Consider the following 13,000-nt stretch of genomic DNA (forward strand, 5'->3'; position numbering starts at 1 on the left):
CTCCTATTCCAATGTTTTTTCAAACACTATTTTATGTCGATCTTTTTTATCTACAAAAGTTGAAACAATATCAAATCCGTGTTTAAGATTTGTGATGAGCATTGCTTTTCGCTCATTTCTACCATATGTACGAACTTTTTTAAAGCCAAGTGCCTGTAAATATTCATGCTGTCGCCTCATTAATTGACTGGCAATTCCTTGACCCCGTTTCTTTTCATGGACACCACCTAACCAGCTATAAAAAACGCCATCAGGGTGTGTGTAACCTAGTTTAAAGCCTATGATAACTTCATTCTCTACTGCTAATAAACAAATAAGTCCTTCTTTGTATTCTAGTTTTTCTAGTGGGAGATTTTCTCCATCAAATACATGTGCATGAATCTCCTGTAATTGCTTCAACCAATCATATGGCACGCCTTCAATTGTAACGATATGCATCTTCATCACCCCCATCTCTACTGTCATTAATTATAGCAGAAAAGGTTTTGCGATAAGGTTGAACATTGCAGTATAGTTAGTTTTCTGAAAAAGTTTCAAAGTTGAAGAAAACCCATGGTGGCCCTCATACAAGTCCTAAGGGTTTATGCTTACCTTCTTCCCCAGTGCGATCATTTTAAATAATCGAAATTAACTATTTCATGGATATTTTTATATGAAATATTTTCGTAGCTAGAAGCATTCTGTATACTTGACATAATCCATTGATCAATTTTATCACATGAATAGGAGGTAATCTCATGGCACATATCAACAGTTGGCTAACAAATATGCTCCGTCCTTATTTTGGACTACATCTAATAGAAGAGCATTGGGATACGATTGAAATACGAAGTGATTATTTCATCTGCATGGATGGTGATATCATTCGAAAACGTATCTCGGTTAGTGAGCAGGTTTATCAAGAATCGGATGTAGAGATCACGACACGAAATCGTGAAGTAATTCTTCCTCAAACTGCACGCGGTAAAGAGAAGAAAATGAATTATACCCATATTTCCAGCGTTAAAGCGAACGGGGTTGTTTTCTCTGCTGGCGTACGTACCGGGGATCAGCCATCTGGCTACATTATCGCTCGCAATGCGAAGACCTTTTTCGAACTGCCACTGACAAACACGAAGAATTTAACAAGTAAGGAGGAAATCCTTGAGTGGCTACATCAGTTTCCATCATATTTACCTCCAGACTATGGTGAGAAGTTGGAAAAACTCTCAAGGAAAAAAAGCTTGCGCTATAAAGCTGTTCCAGGAGATATTTTCCGAGTTGAAATTGATTTGTTCACAGATGGCTATGTGCTTGTCGTCGGTGATTTACGCCAAATGCAAAAAGATGGTTTGTTTTCAGAAAATAGCCTATGGAATGATGTAATGACGATGCCGCTTTTTATTCGACCTTATCTATTCAAAACAATAAATCGCTTACCAAGTATAGAGCATATTACATCCGCTCCATTAGCTGAACAAACCTTGATTGTCATGGACGATCATTTTATGCGAGGTGGCTACGATAAAGTTGGACACAAAACGCTAACCGAAACAGATATTCTATTACCACTTGGTTATGGTATAAACATCGATTATGAAAAAGAAAAATGCTACCGCCTTTCCTGGGGAACAGGAACAATTAGTAAGTCAGAAAAAGAAACTTCTTTTAAGACAGCAAGTCGTTTTTCTAATTATGGCGTATGTGCAGGAATCAACGTCGAATGGTTTGATACTACCAGAGAACAAGCAATGTTACGTTCACTGGAGCATCCGTTATATGCTAAGGAACGCAAGCAGGCACTTGCGGAATTTGGCTTACCAGAGGATATTACATATGATGAATTCAATCGTCAAACAGGTGGGCTCACTAGGTTAGAGTATTTGGATTACTTATCTTCCCGTAAATAAAGAAATGGCTATATACATGTAGTGTGGTTTGAGATAACAGAACAGTTATCTCAAACTATGTACCTTTTGATTTGCTGTTTAAATACCTTTTTATCATAAATTTTAAGTGGATAGTTTTCTTCTTTCAGTACCTCGTAGAGAACAGACTGGCCTTCCTTGTAAAATACGGTGACATCTTCGCATTCATCATAAAGTTGCCGTGATAATTGTTTTACTGATTCAATAGTTTCTTTTCCACTGATTCTCCATCCGAATCTAATCATATCGCTTTGATCCGTTATGTCTCGATAAGTGTCAAAAACAATACACGTACCTGGCTTCTGTTGATTAGAAAACACTAGTACATGACCGGTATGTACAGGCTGTTTATAGTAGCATTCGTAAATAGCCTCGATTGGTACACTGATACCACTTGCATCCATAATCGCTTGGAAGTTTGGGTGAGGAATATATTCATCTTTCCATTCATCTGGATAATAAACTAATTCTCCAATAGATGCCATTATCCAAAATTCATACTCCAAATGCAATCTCCCCCTTTACAATTAATGTTAATAAGCTATTGCACAATTCTGTTCCCATTTCCTAAAAGTAAAGAGCTTTCCTCCCTTCATCACTACAAGATTTCAAGAGGAAATAGACTCCTTACATGAAGGCGAAATGCCAATTCCAATATCACTTTAAAGAATTGATTAGAAACGCTAAGTTGGATTTCCACCTTTTTAGGATTTATCGTATCTATTCTTTAGAATATCTCAACCTTTTAAGTGAAATACTCCGTTATTTCTAATCTAGTGTTGCGGCTGTAAAGATAAAAGCACGACCATCCGTATTTAAAATCTGTAGCCCATCATTCGTTTCAACTAGTGGTTTATCCCAATGAACATGACCGCAGCAGACCAAAAGCTCAGCAGCATTCTGTAGTTCATTCCAAATATTTGGATTACCAGACAGACCTTGTGAGCTAATCTTCGGACTTTCATGAAGTAGCAGGATGTCGGGAACATGTCTTATAATGTCTCTGAGTTTTGCCAAATAATCGGCTTCTCCCATCCGATTCGGTTTATCTGCCCTACCGATGATTCCTCCGAGTCCTGCAACTGCAAGTTTTGCATACATGATCGTACCCCCATCCGAGAAGTAATGGATACCTGAGGTAGAATCCAATTCAACTTGTTCCTTATTCGTCAATAGGTCGTGATTTCCTGCGATGCCTGTGACAAATCCAAATTGACTCTGAAAAGCTCTCCATACAGGCAAAGGATTACCGCTAGCACCTCTTTTGATTAGATCAGTGTATAAATCTCCACATAAGCAAACCATCACCTTTGCTGGGTCCAAATCTGGTAAATGGATTTGAAACAAAAGGGAAAGCACTTCCGCAAGTTCCTCACCCAGTAACTTTTGGGCTTCTTCTACCTGCTCTTGCTTATGACCTACAATTCCTTGTAAATCAGAAGCAATAATTAGTGCATCCAACTCCTCCGGCATTCCAAGTATCTCTCCCCAATAAATAGGAAGATATTCACAAGAAATACCCGCTCCCTTTGATGCAGCGATCATGTATGGTAATTTCTCTAAAGGCTCTTTGGCAATATCAACGATTTTCAATGCTCTTTTCGTATGTTTCTTCATTTAGACACCCTCCTTACAGATAGGAGTCAAAATAGTATTTCATCTTTTTATGCGGATAACCATCTATACCTCTCCAGGTTGTCATTGACATAAAATCTGTACTCCGTCCACGCTCTTTTTTACAACTTTAACTTTGAAGCTCTTTCGCCTTTTTCAAATAATCGTACGCTTCTTTCAATGGTAGCTTTAAATCGCCAGCAATTTCTTTAATAGCCATTCCACACTTGTTCATCATCGACACTTGTTTGATTAAATCAGCCTCCATGCCTTGAGCCGCTTGAAAAGCAGGGTCTAATAGAGACTCCCATAAATCTTTATCGGCGTATTCATTTGCTGACACAATCCTTGTCATTACTTGTTCAAGCTCCATACAAGTTATTTTGCAAGTCAATTGATTATCGTTTTTCTGACCAATTAGCTCTATAATTTGCTGTATAGCTTCTTGAAAATTTAATACTGAACCAGCTAGATAACGACCTGCATTCCAGTCTCCCATGCCATGCATAAGAACAGCTACTGGTTTCCCAGGCTCTGCTGTCTCTATAATAATCGGATCACCTGTCAGTTTTATATGCCCAATCACAAGCCAATCAGCATGCCACGACCGCTCTTCATCAATCATAAGAGAGTTACCATCAGGATTGATGCTTTATCCTAGCTACTCACGTTCTAAAAGTTCTGGAATCAATTATGCCTCGGCATAATTGCGTCCGGAATCGGCTTTGTGCTTGCACAAAGCACTCCTTTCCGATTCCGTGACATCCGCCGGAGGCTTTAACTCTTTCAGCGGATGTTTGGACAGTCGCTGAAAGAAGTTAAACATTTCAATATCTATCCATTCTGCAGTCTGCTCACTTACAATCTTCAATTGTTTTAACTGCTCGCGAAGCTCAGCATCTACTCTCATACTTACAAATCTCCTACATTTTATAAATTTCCTTTTTCTAGTCTATTCAAATCTATCTCTTTGAGCATTAGATTAGATTATTTAAACGATTGATTTTCTTCGTCCCTCTCCGCTAATCTTCCACGTTATTATTAATATAAAATCTCCCACTAAGAACCTAAAGCACATCATTTGGATATACTGTTCGTTTTTAGCGGGAGACTATACTTTATCATCCGATTGTTTCCACAACGTTTCCTTGCTGATCTTTAATATACGTTTTTGCAATTTGAATGGAAAGCCCCGGTATAGAGGATACTTCAAACTCTTGTTCTTGCGGCATCAAGCTTTGATTGAGTTCCTTAACAGCATTTTCATTTAAAATTATGGTAACATCCTCTTCCTCCACGTTATACCCACATTTTTCTCCTGGCTCAAATATAACCCGGATTTCTCGACCAACTAAGGTTAAGCTTTTCCCTTTTAAAATCCGTCCGCGTAATAGTTTGCCGATTATTCCCGCTTGCTTTGCCCCCAGCGTTAACTTATTAGGCTGTTTGCTGAACAATCCCTTTTTCCCCTGCTCCCAAGCTAGTTGGTCCACAAATAAATAGCCGGTATTAGAGCCTTCTTCCTCCATTCCTTGTTCTACTGCTTCTGCAATTGATGGAATCTGTAAAAGAGATGCACGTGATAAATCAGTAACATAGCTCGGGATATACTCAAGACCTGCATTTAACACACCGATAGTATTCCAAGTTTGCATCGCCTCAAGCTCATCGCCTGTAATCCCTACCATTTGAATAAACTCCACCTGTCCATTTGGTGTATCAATAGCAGGCAACTCGGGATCTAACGTAAATGCTAGCGCGATTAAAAGCGTGTCAGCCCCTTGGCAGATTGGACCATTAGCATCCAAATAATCGCCTGATCTGAAAACATTGCCACTGTTAAAAACATGTCTTCCCATGTTTTGTAGCACATTTAACGCCCACGCTGGTGGCTCCTCCTCATCTTCATTTCGGGCAAGACGAAATGTTAACTCAAACCCATATCCGCTGTATTCAGCATCTTCTGATTCTTTTTCATATAACTCGGAAAATCCATAAGTTACAAAATGCCAGTGTGGAACTGGTGTCTCACTCTTATAGGCACTGATTCCTTCAAGCGGATCTTCGCCCCCTAATAAATATGGAATAACAGTGCCATAATGCTTCGGCTCCTGTTCTCCATAAACTTTTAATAATTCCTGATCAATCGCATCCCAACCAAATGCATTTAATTCTTCGCTCATCAATAACCCCTCCTATGTATTTTTCGATTTTCGAACGTTTAAGGTAATCTACGGACTCGTTTCTTTGGTCCTTCAGACTGCCAGGCTACCAAGATGCTCGTCCTTCACCTCCATACCCAGCATTTCTACAAAACTATTTATTTTTCATTATGAATGTTTTTACTTTATAATCCTTTAGAATTCTACTTTAAAGTATATAATATACTCTAAAGAGAATAATACCCAACTTGACTACCTTTAATTTCATAACAGCATAGATATATTTTCATTAATCGGTGGTGGACTTCGAGTAAATTTGTGGGACTTAAGCTACTACGTCCTTTGACATCTGTAGCGACAGCGTCCTTAGAGCGACCATAAAGTATGGAGCCTCGGTGGATATCTAGATACGCCGAGGCGTTATGATAGCGTGGGTTAAAAATAATTAGAATGATTCGAGGTTTCGCCTTAACCGTATAACATTGCTGGTGAACGTACACTTTGTAAGTAGTCTGCAAGCTTCCCAGCATATACTTTTTCTAAATAAGGTAATTGTGCGACACAGTGGGGTGTCATTAATGCTGGATTTTGATAAACTTTCAGCCCACCAACCTTTAAAAGAGTCGCTACAAATTGTGAGCAAAAATAAGCACGCTCTCTTCGTACCTCCTTTTGCATCATAACGCCAAAGAGCCCAATAAAATTATATTTATAGCGATCACGATTCCAATACATATAACGTACGATTTTCATCATCTCTAAGTATTGATAGTGTGATATTCTACAACGATAAATTACACAATCAGCTGTTTCAAATAGCCCTCTTTCTGCATCTTCTTGCAAAAAACCCCCACTTAAAGGATTGTTTAATTGTCGACGTCCAAAGCTATACATTTCAAAGAGCTCCTCATCAAAAGCAATGGACGCATGATTCATCTCTTTTCCAGTATACATGCCTATAGCTTTAGATAATAATGTACCTGTTTTTGTTAATACTATGTAAATGGTGTATGCCATTCCCTCACCTACTTCAATATTCTTTCCTACTACCAATACGTTTTAAATATTCAAATAGTTTCATTAATTTCCTTTTTTATAAGTATATATAAAAAGTTAATCTTTTTCTTAGAAAAAACTGAAGATTTTCTTGAAATTTATAAATCCATTAATTGTAGGAATCTATTTTTTCGCTACCTTTATTTATATGAAGCTATTTCTATTCTTATGTGGAGGAATTTGCAGTCCAGACGATTTTACCCGAAAACGAATAAATCCTAACAGGTAACACTACATATATTTTTTAATAATACATTTACCGTTAAAAATTAAATAAGAATAATATCGGAATTTCGTTTAAAGTTATTGGTTGTAGATTTACAAAGGTCTAATCAATACAGGTTCTAGCCTTCCCGATTTTAATAGGTCCTGTTATGTTCACTTGTATTATAGCGCATGCAAGTAGCCATTAAATATATAGTGCGATATTATTTTACTAATCAAATCGGTCTGTATCGTTGCAATACTTGAATGGGACTAATCGAAAGGGAGAAAGAAAATAATGCAGGAAAACATCAACTTTAACGTTAAATAGTACATAATGAAGATGATATGTTATTCTAATCCATATTTCCCTTTGCGATTCGCAATGCGATAACTATTCCCTTCTTGAATAGCTATCGCTTCAGAAGTACTTTTTCGTAATATTTTGTTCCTTCTCTATAATGATTTGAAAAGTTTCCATTATATATAGTTTCTTGATCAGAATATTTAGTGACTTCACCTAACACATCCCCACTATTTCAAACTTACCTTGATATACCCCTAAAATGACATATGCATCTTCTACAAGAAAGAAGACCAAAAGGCAATTAAGCTCTCTTGGTTTTTCGTATATTGAACTTTGTTAACATTTATTTTCATCTTCAAGCAAAAAGTGAGACATACTAACCACAGCAAATGAAAAGAGGTGCTATATGAAAAAATATTTTCTAATTTCATGCTTTTTTGCTGCCTTTATTATATCTCCAGTTCAAACAAATGCGATTACAATGCCTTGCAGTTTAATATTGGAGCCAGTTGATAAAAGCATGAAAAATGCAAAAGGCGAAGCACTGATTTATAAAGTGCAGTTGAATCCACCTAGTTTTGCACGGACAAATTTAAGTATCCTCGCTGTACACCTTCCCGAACCTTCATTTTACGGAGATTTTGATGGCTATGAAGGCTTTGCATTTATTCCTAAAGAGATTAGTTGGCGATTTAAACTCTATCCAACTTCAGAAGAATTAAGTCCAACTTGGGCAGGAAGATTTGATGCCATTACAGCTGAAATGAAGAACGTTGAAGTACAAGTACGACTCTCTAATTCCAAAAGTGGGAAGCTCGGACCAAGTGTTTTATCAAATAGTATCAGTAACTGTAAATAGTTTATCCAATTAGCAGTGTCATGCATTAAACCTCTAACTATCTATAAGTGGAGGTTAATCCCAATACCATTCCGCCAATGCCTCAATATATTTCCATCCTTAATTGTCCGTGCGATTATGCTATTCGGCTTTTTATATTTAAAATCTTTTTTCTCAGACAATTCACTATACAAAATAGCTATCAAATCATAATAATAGTAGTGTAAAGCTAATTTAGCTTTGCATCTCCTGATTTGTTGGCTAGGGTCACTCTGGTCCAGTGACCCTTTTATACATTCCTATCCTGTGTAAAATAAAGTCAATTCACTAAGCTATCTAGTAAACCATTATTAAATTATCAAGATGTTATTAAAGATAAGGTAAAAGATGGTTGGAGATTTATACAATTAGTAGCTCCCGAGTTAGCAACATCTGGTATAGGAACAGCTTCTTATTTCGAGCTGATTTTTGAGAGACCCATTAAAATTTAGGACATATACTACAACTTATTATAGCTCAGAGTTAAAAATCGCCACAAACAATACTTTTTCAATGCTGCCAATTACGAATAAATGCAGGTAGTGACGGGTGATTTGGATTGCAACGTTTCACTGACGAAAGCTCCAAATATTCATCGTCATCATCATCAGTCACCGAAATAAATGCAAAAATGTTTTCGTCAATAACACCCTCCTGCTTCAATTCATACATCGTATCACTCATCGCTTCATGAACCATCACTTTATGTTCAACAAATTCTTCATCTTCAACATACAATATTTTATCTAATAACTCACGACTCACCTTTGCTAGCAGATCTGTATCATCGTAGTGTAAATATTCGTCCTTCAAAAAGCGGTATTTTTTTGGGTCATCCTCATAATCCTTACCAATTTGAAGTAGCGATTTTTCTGTCCCCCATAGTTAAATAAAGACACCCACAATCTCCGTCTGTCACTAAAACAACAGCATCATCCTTTAAGACATTATACATTGCAGTATAAGCCTCTTGTACAGCTTACTTGATTTTCTGTTTCATGTTTACTCTCCTCGTAAAATTTTTCTCTACCAGATACAAAGGCCATTTTGTTTCTTGAGCCAATTCTCGGATACTACGCCACGTTTAATAATTCCTATTCATTTATAGATCTCTTATTATTTTATAGCTTTAAAATAAAGGTTTTTGGAATCCATTAAGATGAGCTATAAGTGCAATTTGTCCGATATGATAGATTTCATGCATATATACATGATTAAATACCCAGTTCAGTGTTGGTTCTGAAGGGGGGTTCCACCCATCATTAAAATTTGGCACCTCAATTAAAGTATGTAACTCTAATATATTTACCGAGTGTAAAATTTTATCAGTATAATGCCTGATTTGAATATATCCATCCAATATTTCCTTCGATGAGCTTTCCTCGTTTAGATTTAAAATACATTTATCTTTCATGGCAATTTCATTAATCCAATAATCCTCACTACTGGCAATGTGAGCAATAATCCACGCAAGTGTCTTTGGACAAACATCGGATTTTAAAAACCAATCATTTTTATCAAGCTTTTTTAAGTAAGGAATTAAAGTTTTTCTAGCGTCATTTCTATATGGGTAAAGCATGAGACAACTCCCCTTCTTTAATCGAATTTCCCTCTATAATTTTTATAGCCTCCACATACGCTTTCAAAAAGTTATTCTATATTTTTTCCAATTCAAGTAAAATGGTAATAAAGTGAAAGTTTAATCAGTCGGGGTTTCGTCATCCCCTCTGATTAGTAGTCACCAATCGGCTTTTTCATGCTTTCTCTAAATTTTAAAGGTTTACTGCCCGTTAATGCGGGATAAAATAAGTATTATCTTAAGGAAGGTCGAATATGAAAATAACACATTTAGATCATTTAGTTTTAACTGTAAAAAATATTGATAAAACATGCTCGTTTTATACACAAGCTTTAGGAATGGAAATGGTCACATTTGGGGAGGGTAGAAAAGCCCTTAGTTTTGGACAACAAAAAATTAATTTACATGAGGTTGGGAAAGAATTTGAACCAAAAGCTGCAAAGCCTACATCTGGTAGTGCTGATTTATGTTTAATAACAGATGTTCCTTTACTGGATGTAATAAATCATTTTAAGAAGTTAGGAATTGCAATTGAAGAAGGACCTATCCAAAAAACAGGTGCTGTCGGACCAATTACTTCTGTTTATATTCGTGATCCAGATGATAATTTAATTGAAGTTGCAAACTATTAAGCTTAGATAAACCAGGACTCATCTTCACATTGAGCTCCTGGTTTTCATCTTGTAAATACATTCATATTTTTTACGATCAAAATTCAGCATTTGCAACTTCTAAAATATCTAAGAAATGTACTTTATGAACATCCCCCAAGTCATTTTGAATATGAATTAATTTTGTATTTGCATCCATTTTCATGACCACACCTGTAAAGGCTCTTCTTTTTTATTAACTGTAAAAACTTTATGTTTGCCTTCTCCTTTTGCTTCGCTTAATGCGTACGCTATTTCCTCAAGCTCAAATTCATCACGTTCTAAATATATTTTTGCTGCAGTAGTCACTTTCATCTCTCCTTATCAAGATAAGAACATTCGTTCGACACTATAATAGAACAAATATTCCCACATTGACAAGAGAAAATAAAATATTTTGCGCATTTCATAAAATGAAAAATACCCCTAAGGATGTTAATTTTTACTTAAATCATAATCTTCGACCTATTAAAAGAGAACAAATTTCCATGATTTCTTTGGTGTTTGCCCAGTGACTGAATACTTCATCGGTTATCGCTGTTGTTATTTTTAGTTTGCCCTATTGTATGATATAATGCCTTTACTGACTAACCTAAGTAAGTCAATAACCAAAGCTGTAGCGATGCCGTACGCTACAGCTTTTTCTGATAGAGGATGTTAAAAGTTGTGGTTACTTACTTGAAGTGGATGATATCAATTGAAGGTTGTACGAAAATAAGAAATTATTATTAATTTAATTTTTCTGCTATTAGAATTTCATATAGTTCTTCTGAATCTTGCTTCGTTAATTTCACATACTTATCACTATCCGTAACAATCTCTAGATATTCACCATCTGGACTAAGCCAAAGCGAATAAGACGCTATTTTGCCTTCACTGCTACCCTTAAATGGAAATTGAAATCGGTAGTCAGCAGCGCGCTTCATATCTTTTTTGTAGTTTCCCAATTAGCATTTTTTACTATATCTATTGCTTTTTGGACCTGCTTTTTTTGGGTAACTTCTTTATAGTCTTCATAAATATCATCTTCACCCACTCGTTTTTGAACAGTTATTTTTTGCCCTTTCATTTCAGATAAACATCCTGAAATAATTAATAAAACAGCCAGTAGAGAAATAATTAGTGTTATTTTTTTCAATCTGCTCCTCCTTTTATAGCACTAACCTGACTATTCAATTTTTTAATAACTCTTTAATGATGAGTGTTTCTTCCCTGCTTTTAGCTATATCTAATGCATTTTCTCCAAAAATATTCTTAATTTCTGAGTTTGCTCCCCTTTTTAGAAGTAGTTGAATAATATCGATACGTTCCTCGCCGTCCGAAACTTGTGTATGCAAAGGGGTATCTCCATCATTTGTAGTTAGATCTATTAATGCTCCATTATCTAATAAACATTCGGCTACCTCAGGATAAAGTACTATATGTAGCGGAGCGATACCTTCATCATTTCTCGAATTTACATCGACACCTAAGTCAATTAGATACTTAACAAGTTCTGGATTTTCGGTGCTTACAGCAGCATGAAGTAAAGAAAAACCATATTCATCTTTACTTAAAGCTAAGCTAGCATTCTCGTTTAAAATTTCTTTTACTTCTTCAAACCCGTCCATCTCAACCAAATCATATAAGTCAATAAAATTATTCATATATTCTTCTCCTTCATTTCAATTTGTTCTCTATTATTATAATGTCCTCTTCAACTAACCGCCCTCCTTCCGTTGTTCTAATGATTATTACTTTCCAAGTACTCCTCGGCTAGTTGTGGATTTTTGTATATGGCCATACCAGTTTTTAATTTTTTGAATCCCATCTTTTCATAAAAAGGTTCATTTCCTGTTGTTGCAATTAATTGAATACAAGAAACATCCTCTAATTGGTTAATAATGTCCTCTAAAAGAATTCTGGCAATTCCTCTTCCTTGATAATCTTTATGTACTACAACATCATAAATAGCAGCATTAAATATGCCATCTGAAAGAGCTCTCGCAAAACCTATAATTTTATTACCTTTTACTGCGAAAACTTGGTGTGTACTTGCATTGAAAACTTTTTTTATGATGCGTTCGTCATGTTTCATCCATCCTACTGATTGATAAACTTCTTTTAACATTGTTAGCTCGTTTTCCTCTACCCCATATTTAAGTAAAATCATTTTTCATTCCCCCAAATTTTGCACTTCTTTAAATCTATATTAATATCCCTTTTCTCATTACACAATATCTCTCAAATCTGTATAAAGGTATTTAATGGTGATCTGGATAGGCTACAACGGGTACAATTATAGGTACACCAACATCTCTTGTAGAGTTTTACAACAGTGATATTTGGAAAACATATAGGGTTGGGGAGTACTACTTTGGACAGGAGCGGTAAATAATTATATTTCTGGACTGATTCATCTATCGATTATGAGCATCATCCTATTTTTTATCGCTCAAATTGTATTTAATGCGAGTGTCCCCGCTATTTTGTGACGCTTGAGCTTTTTATTATTACCTCTCTTTCAGTAGGTGCAATACTTGGGTTGTTTTGAAAAGCACTTCAAAGTTAACAATGGTTTCACAGCTAGTATTTCTACCGTCCGTTATGAAAAAATTAGAATACTTTAAGTGAAAAGAGAATCCCGCAGAAAAGTTGACTTGCT

Annotated in this window: 17 protein-coding genes and 1 pseudogene; 4 read left to right on the plus strand and 14 right to left on the minus strand. The window is 35.8% G+C overall.

Annotation, left to right across the window (positions count from 1 at the left end):
* Positions 1–3: 3 nt before the first annotated feature.
* Positions 4–438, minus strand: a complete 435-nt coding sequence (locus ABH968_RS19725; RefSeq protein ID WP_370046717.1) for a GNAT family N-acetyltransferase — start codon at positions 436–438, stop codon at positions 4–6.
* A gap of 299 nt (positions 439–737) precedes the next feature.
* Between ABH968_RS19725 and ABH968_RS19730 the strand changes: the two genes are divergently transcribed.
* The gene (locus ABH968_RS19730; protein ID WP_370046719.1) at positions 738–1,889 is read left to right on the plus strand and encodes an immunity 26/phosphotriesterase HocA family protein; all 1,152 of its coding nucleotides are present in this window, start codon (positions 738–740) and stop codon (positions 1,887–1,889) included.
* A 50-nt stretch (positions 1,890–1,939) separates the two neighbouring features.
* Here the strand turns inward: ABH968_RS19730 and ABH968_RS19735 are convergent, their stop codons facing one another.
* The 6 genes from ABH968_RS19735 to ABH968_RS19760 all read right to left on the minus strand — a co-directional run bounded on the left by ABH968_RS19735 (position 1,940) and on the right by ABH968_RS19760 (position 6,700).
* Positions 1,940–2,413 carry a hypothetical protein gene (locus ABH968_RS19735; protein WP_370046721.1) on the minus strand — a complete coding sequence of 158 codons (474 nt, stop codon included), beginning with the start codon at positions 2,411–2,413 and terminating at the stop codon, positions 1,940–1,942.
* A 262-nt stretch (positions 2,414–2,675) separates the two neighbouring features.
* Positions 2,676–3,524, minus strand: coding sequence for a metallophosphoesterase family protein (locus ABH968_RS19740; protein WP_370046723.1), 849 nt, complete (start codon positions 3,522–3,524; stop codon positions 2,676–2,678).
* 127 nt (positions 3,525–3,651) lie between these two features.
* Complete coding sequence (locus tag ABH968_RS19745) at positions 3,652–4,146, minus strand: hypothetical protein (RefSeq protein ID WP_370046725.1); 495 nt, start codon at positions 4,144–4,146, stop codon at positions 3,652–3,654.
* 66 nt (positions 4,147–4,212) lie between these two features.
* A complete protein-coding gene (locus ABH968_RS19750; RefSeq protein WP_370046726.1) occupies positions 4,213–4,431 on the minus strand; it encodes a hypothetical protein in 219 nt (72 codons plus the stop codon).
* A gap of 211 nt (positions 4,432–4,642) precedes the next feature.
* Complete coding sequence (locus ABH968_RS19755) at positions 4,643–5,704, minus strand: suppressor of fused domain protein (RefSeq protein ID WP_370046727.1); 1,062 nt, start codon at positions 5,702–5,704, stop codon at positions 4,643–4,645.
* Positions 5,705–6,151: 447 nt separating this feature from the next.
* A complete protein-coding gene (locus ABH968_RS19760) occupies positions 6,152–6,700 on the minus strand; it encodes a hypothetical protein (protein WP_370046729.1) in 549 nt (182 codons plus the stop codon).
* A 956-nt stretch (positions 6,701–7,656) separates the two neighbouring features.
* Here ABH968_RS19760 and ABH968_RS19765 point away from each other — a divergent pair.
* Together ABH968_RS19765 and ABH968_RS19770 are read left to right on the plus strand one after the other, a co-directional pair.
* Positions 7,657–8,109, plus strand: a complete 453-nt coding sequence (locus tag ABH968_RS19765; protein ID WP_370046731.1) for a YoqH family protein — start codon at positions 7,657–7,659, stop codon at positions 8,107–8,109.
* A 317-nt stretch (positions 8,110–8,426) separates the two neighbouring features.
* Positions 8,427–8,579: pseudogene (locus ABH968_RS19770) on the plus strand (DUF4177 domain-containing protein); the annotation flags it as partial.
* A gap of 58 nt (positions 8,580–8,637) precedes the next feature.
* Here ABH968_RS19770 and ABH968_RS19775 read toward each other — a convergent pair.
* Both ABH968_RS19775 and ABH968_RS19780 read right to left on the minus strand, forming a co-directional pair.
* On the minus strand, positions 8,638–8,982 hold the full coding sequence (locus ABH968_RS19775) for a DUF4303 domain-containing protein (RefSeq protein ID WP_370046802.1): 345 nt from the start codon (positions 8,980–8,982) through the stop codon (positions 8,638–8,640).
* Between the two features lie 274 nt (positions 8,983–9,256).
* Positions 9,257–9,706 carry a DinB family protein gene (locus ABH968_RS19780; protein WP_370046733.1) on the minus strand — a complete coding sequence of 150 codons (450 nt, stop codon included), beginning with the start codon at positions 9,704–9,706 and terminating at the stop codon, positions 9,257–9,259.
* A gap of 254 nt (positions 9,707–9,960) precedes the next feature.
* Between ABH968_RS19780 and ABH968_RS19785 the strand changes: the two genes are divergently transcribed.
* Complete coding sequence (locus tag ABH968_RS19785) at positions 9,961–10,338, plus strand: VOC family protein (RefSeq protein WP_370046734.1); 378 nt, start codon at positions 9,961–9,963, stop codon at positions 10,336–10,338.
* A 180-nt stretch (positions 10,339–10,518) separates the two neighbouring features.
* On the opposite strand, the gene ABH968_RS19790 is transcribed toward ABH968_RS19785, so the two are convergent.
* The 5 genes from ABH968_RS19790 to ABH968_RS19810 all read right to left on the minus strand — a co-directional run bounded on the left by ABH968_RS19790 (position 10,519) and on the right by ABH968_RS19810 (position 12,508).
* Complete coding sequence (locus ABH968_RS19790) at positions 10,519–10,665, minus strand: hypothetical protein (protein ID WP_370046735.1); 147 nt, start codon at positions 10,663–10,665, stop codon at positions 10,519–10,521.
* Between the two features lie 419 nt (positions 10,666–11,084).
* Positions 11,085–11,303, minus strand: a complete 219-nt coding sequence (locus ABH968_RS19795; protein WP_370046736.1) for a hypothetical protein — start codon at positions 11,301–11,303, stop codon at positions 11,085–11,087.
* Complete coding sequence (locus ABH968_RS19800) at positions 11,279–11,494, minus strand: outer membrane protein assembly factor BamD (protein WP_370046737.1); 216 nt, start codon at positions 11,492–11,494, stop codon at positions 11,279–11,281. Before ABH968_RS19800 ends, ABH968_RS19795 begins: the two co-directional genes overlap by 25 nt.
* A 34-nt stretch (positions 11,495–11,528) precedes the next feature.
* Positions 11,529–12,002 (minus strand): ankyrin repeat domain-containing protein, encoded by a 474-nt coding sequence (locus ABH968_RS19805; RefSeq protein ID WP_370046739.1) that lies wholly within the window; start codon positions 12,000–12,002, stop codon positions 11,529–11,531.
* 77 nt (positions 12,003–12,079) lie between these two features.
* Positions 12,080–12,508, minus strand: a complete 429-nt coding sequence (locus ABH968_RS19810) for a GNAT family N-acetyltransferase (RefSeq protein WP_370046741.1) — start codon at positions 12,506–12,508, stop codon at positions 12,080–12,082.
* Positions 12,509–13,000 lie beyond the last annotated feature (492 nt).

This window comes from Lysinibacillus sp. RC79 (genome assembly GCF_041262405.1).
Lineage (GTDB): Bacteria > Bacillota > Bacilli > Bacillales_A > Planococcaceae > Lysinibacillus.

What these genes read in the sequence shown, in the direction of transcription:
- ABH968_RS19730 (WP_370046719.1), top strand. Translation starts at nt 738, where the DNA reads ATGGCACATATCAACAGTTGGCTAACAAATATGCTCCGTCCTTATTTT.
- ABH968_RS19810 (WP_370046741.1), bottom strand. Translation starts at nt 12,508, where the DNA reads ATGATTTTACTTAAATATGGGGTAGAGGAAAACGAGCTAACAATGTTA.
- ABH968_RS19805 (WP_370046739.1), bottom strand. Translation starts at nt 12,002, where the DNA reads ATGAATAATTTTATTGACTTATATGATTTGGTTGAGATGGACGGGTTT.
- ABH968_RS19785 (WP_370046734.1), top strand. Translation starts at nt 9,961, where the DNA reads ATGAAAATAACACATTTAGATCATTTAGTTTTAACTGTAAAAAATATT.
- ABH968_RS19755 (WP_370046727.1), bottom strand. Translation starts at nt 5,704, where the DNA reads ATGAGCGAAGAATTAAATGCATTTGGTTGGGATGCGATTGATCAGGAA.
- ABH968_RS19760 (WP_370046729.1), bottom strand. Translation starts at nt 6,700, where the DNA reads ATGGCATACACCATTTACATAGTATTAACAAAAACAGGTACATTATTA.
- ABH968_RS19745 (WP_370046725.1), bottom strand. Translation starts at nt 4,146, where the DNA reads ATGATTGATGAAGAGCGGTCGTGGCATGCTGATTGGCTTGTGATTGGG.
- ABH968_RS19725 (WP_370046717.1), bottom strand. Translation starts at nt 438, where the DNA reads ATGCATATCGTTACAATTGAAGGCGTGCCATATGATTGGTTGAAGCAA.
- ABH968_RS19765 (WP_370046731.1), top strand. Translation starts at nt 7,657, where the DNA reads ATGAAAAAATATTTTCTAATTTCATGCTTTTTTGCTGCCTTTATTATA.
- ABH968_RS19740 (WP_370046723.1), bottom strand. Translation starts at nt 3,524, where the DNA reads ATGAAGAAACATACGAAAAGAGCATTGAAAATCGTTGATATTGCCAAA.
- ABH968_RS19750 (WP_370046726.1), bottom strand. Translation starts at nt 4,431, where the DNA reads ATGAGAGTAGATGCTGAGCTTCGCGAGCAGTTAAAACAATTGAAGATT.
- ABH968_RS19780 (WP_370046733.1), bottom strand. Translation starts at nt 9,706, where the DNA reads ATGCTTTACCCATATAGAAATGACGCTAGAAAAACTTTAATTCCTTAC.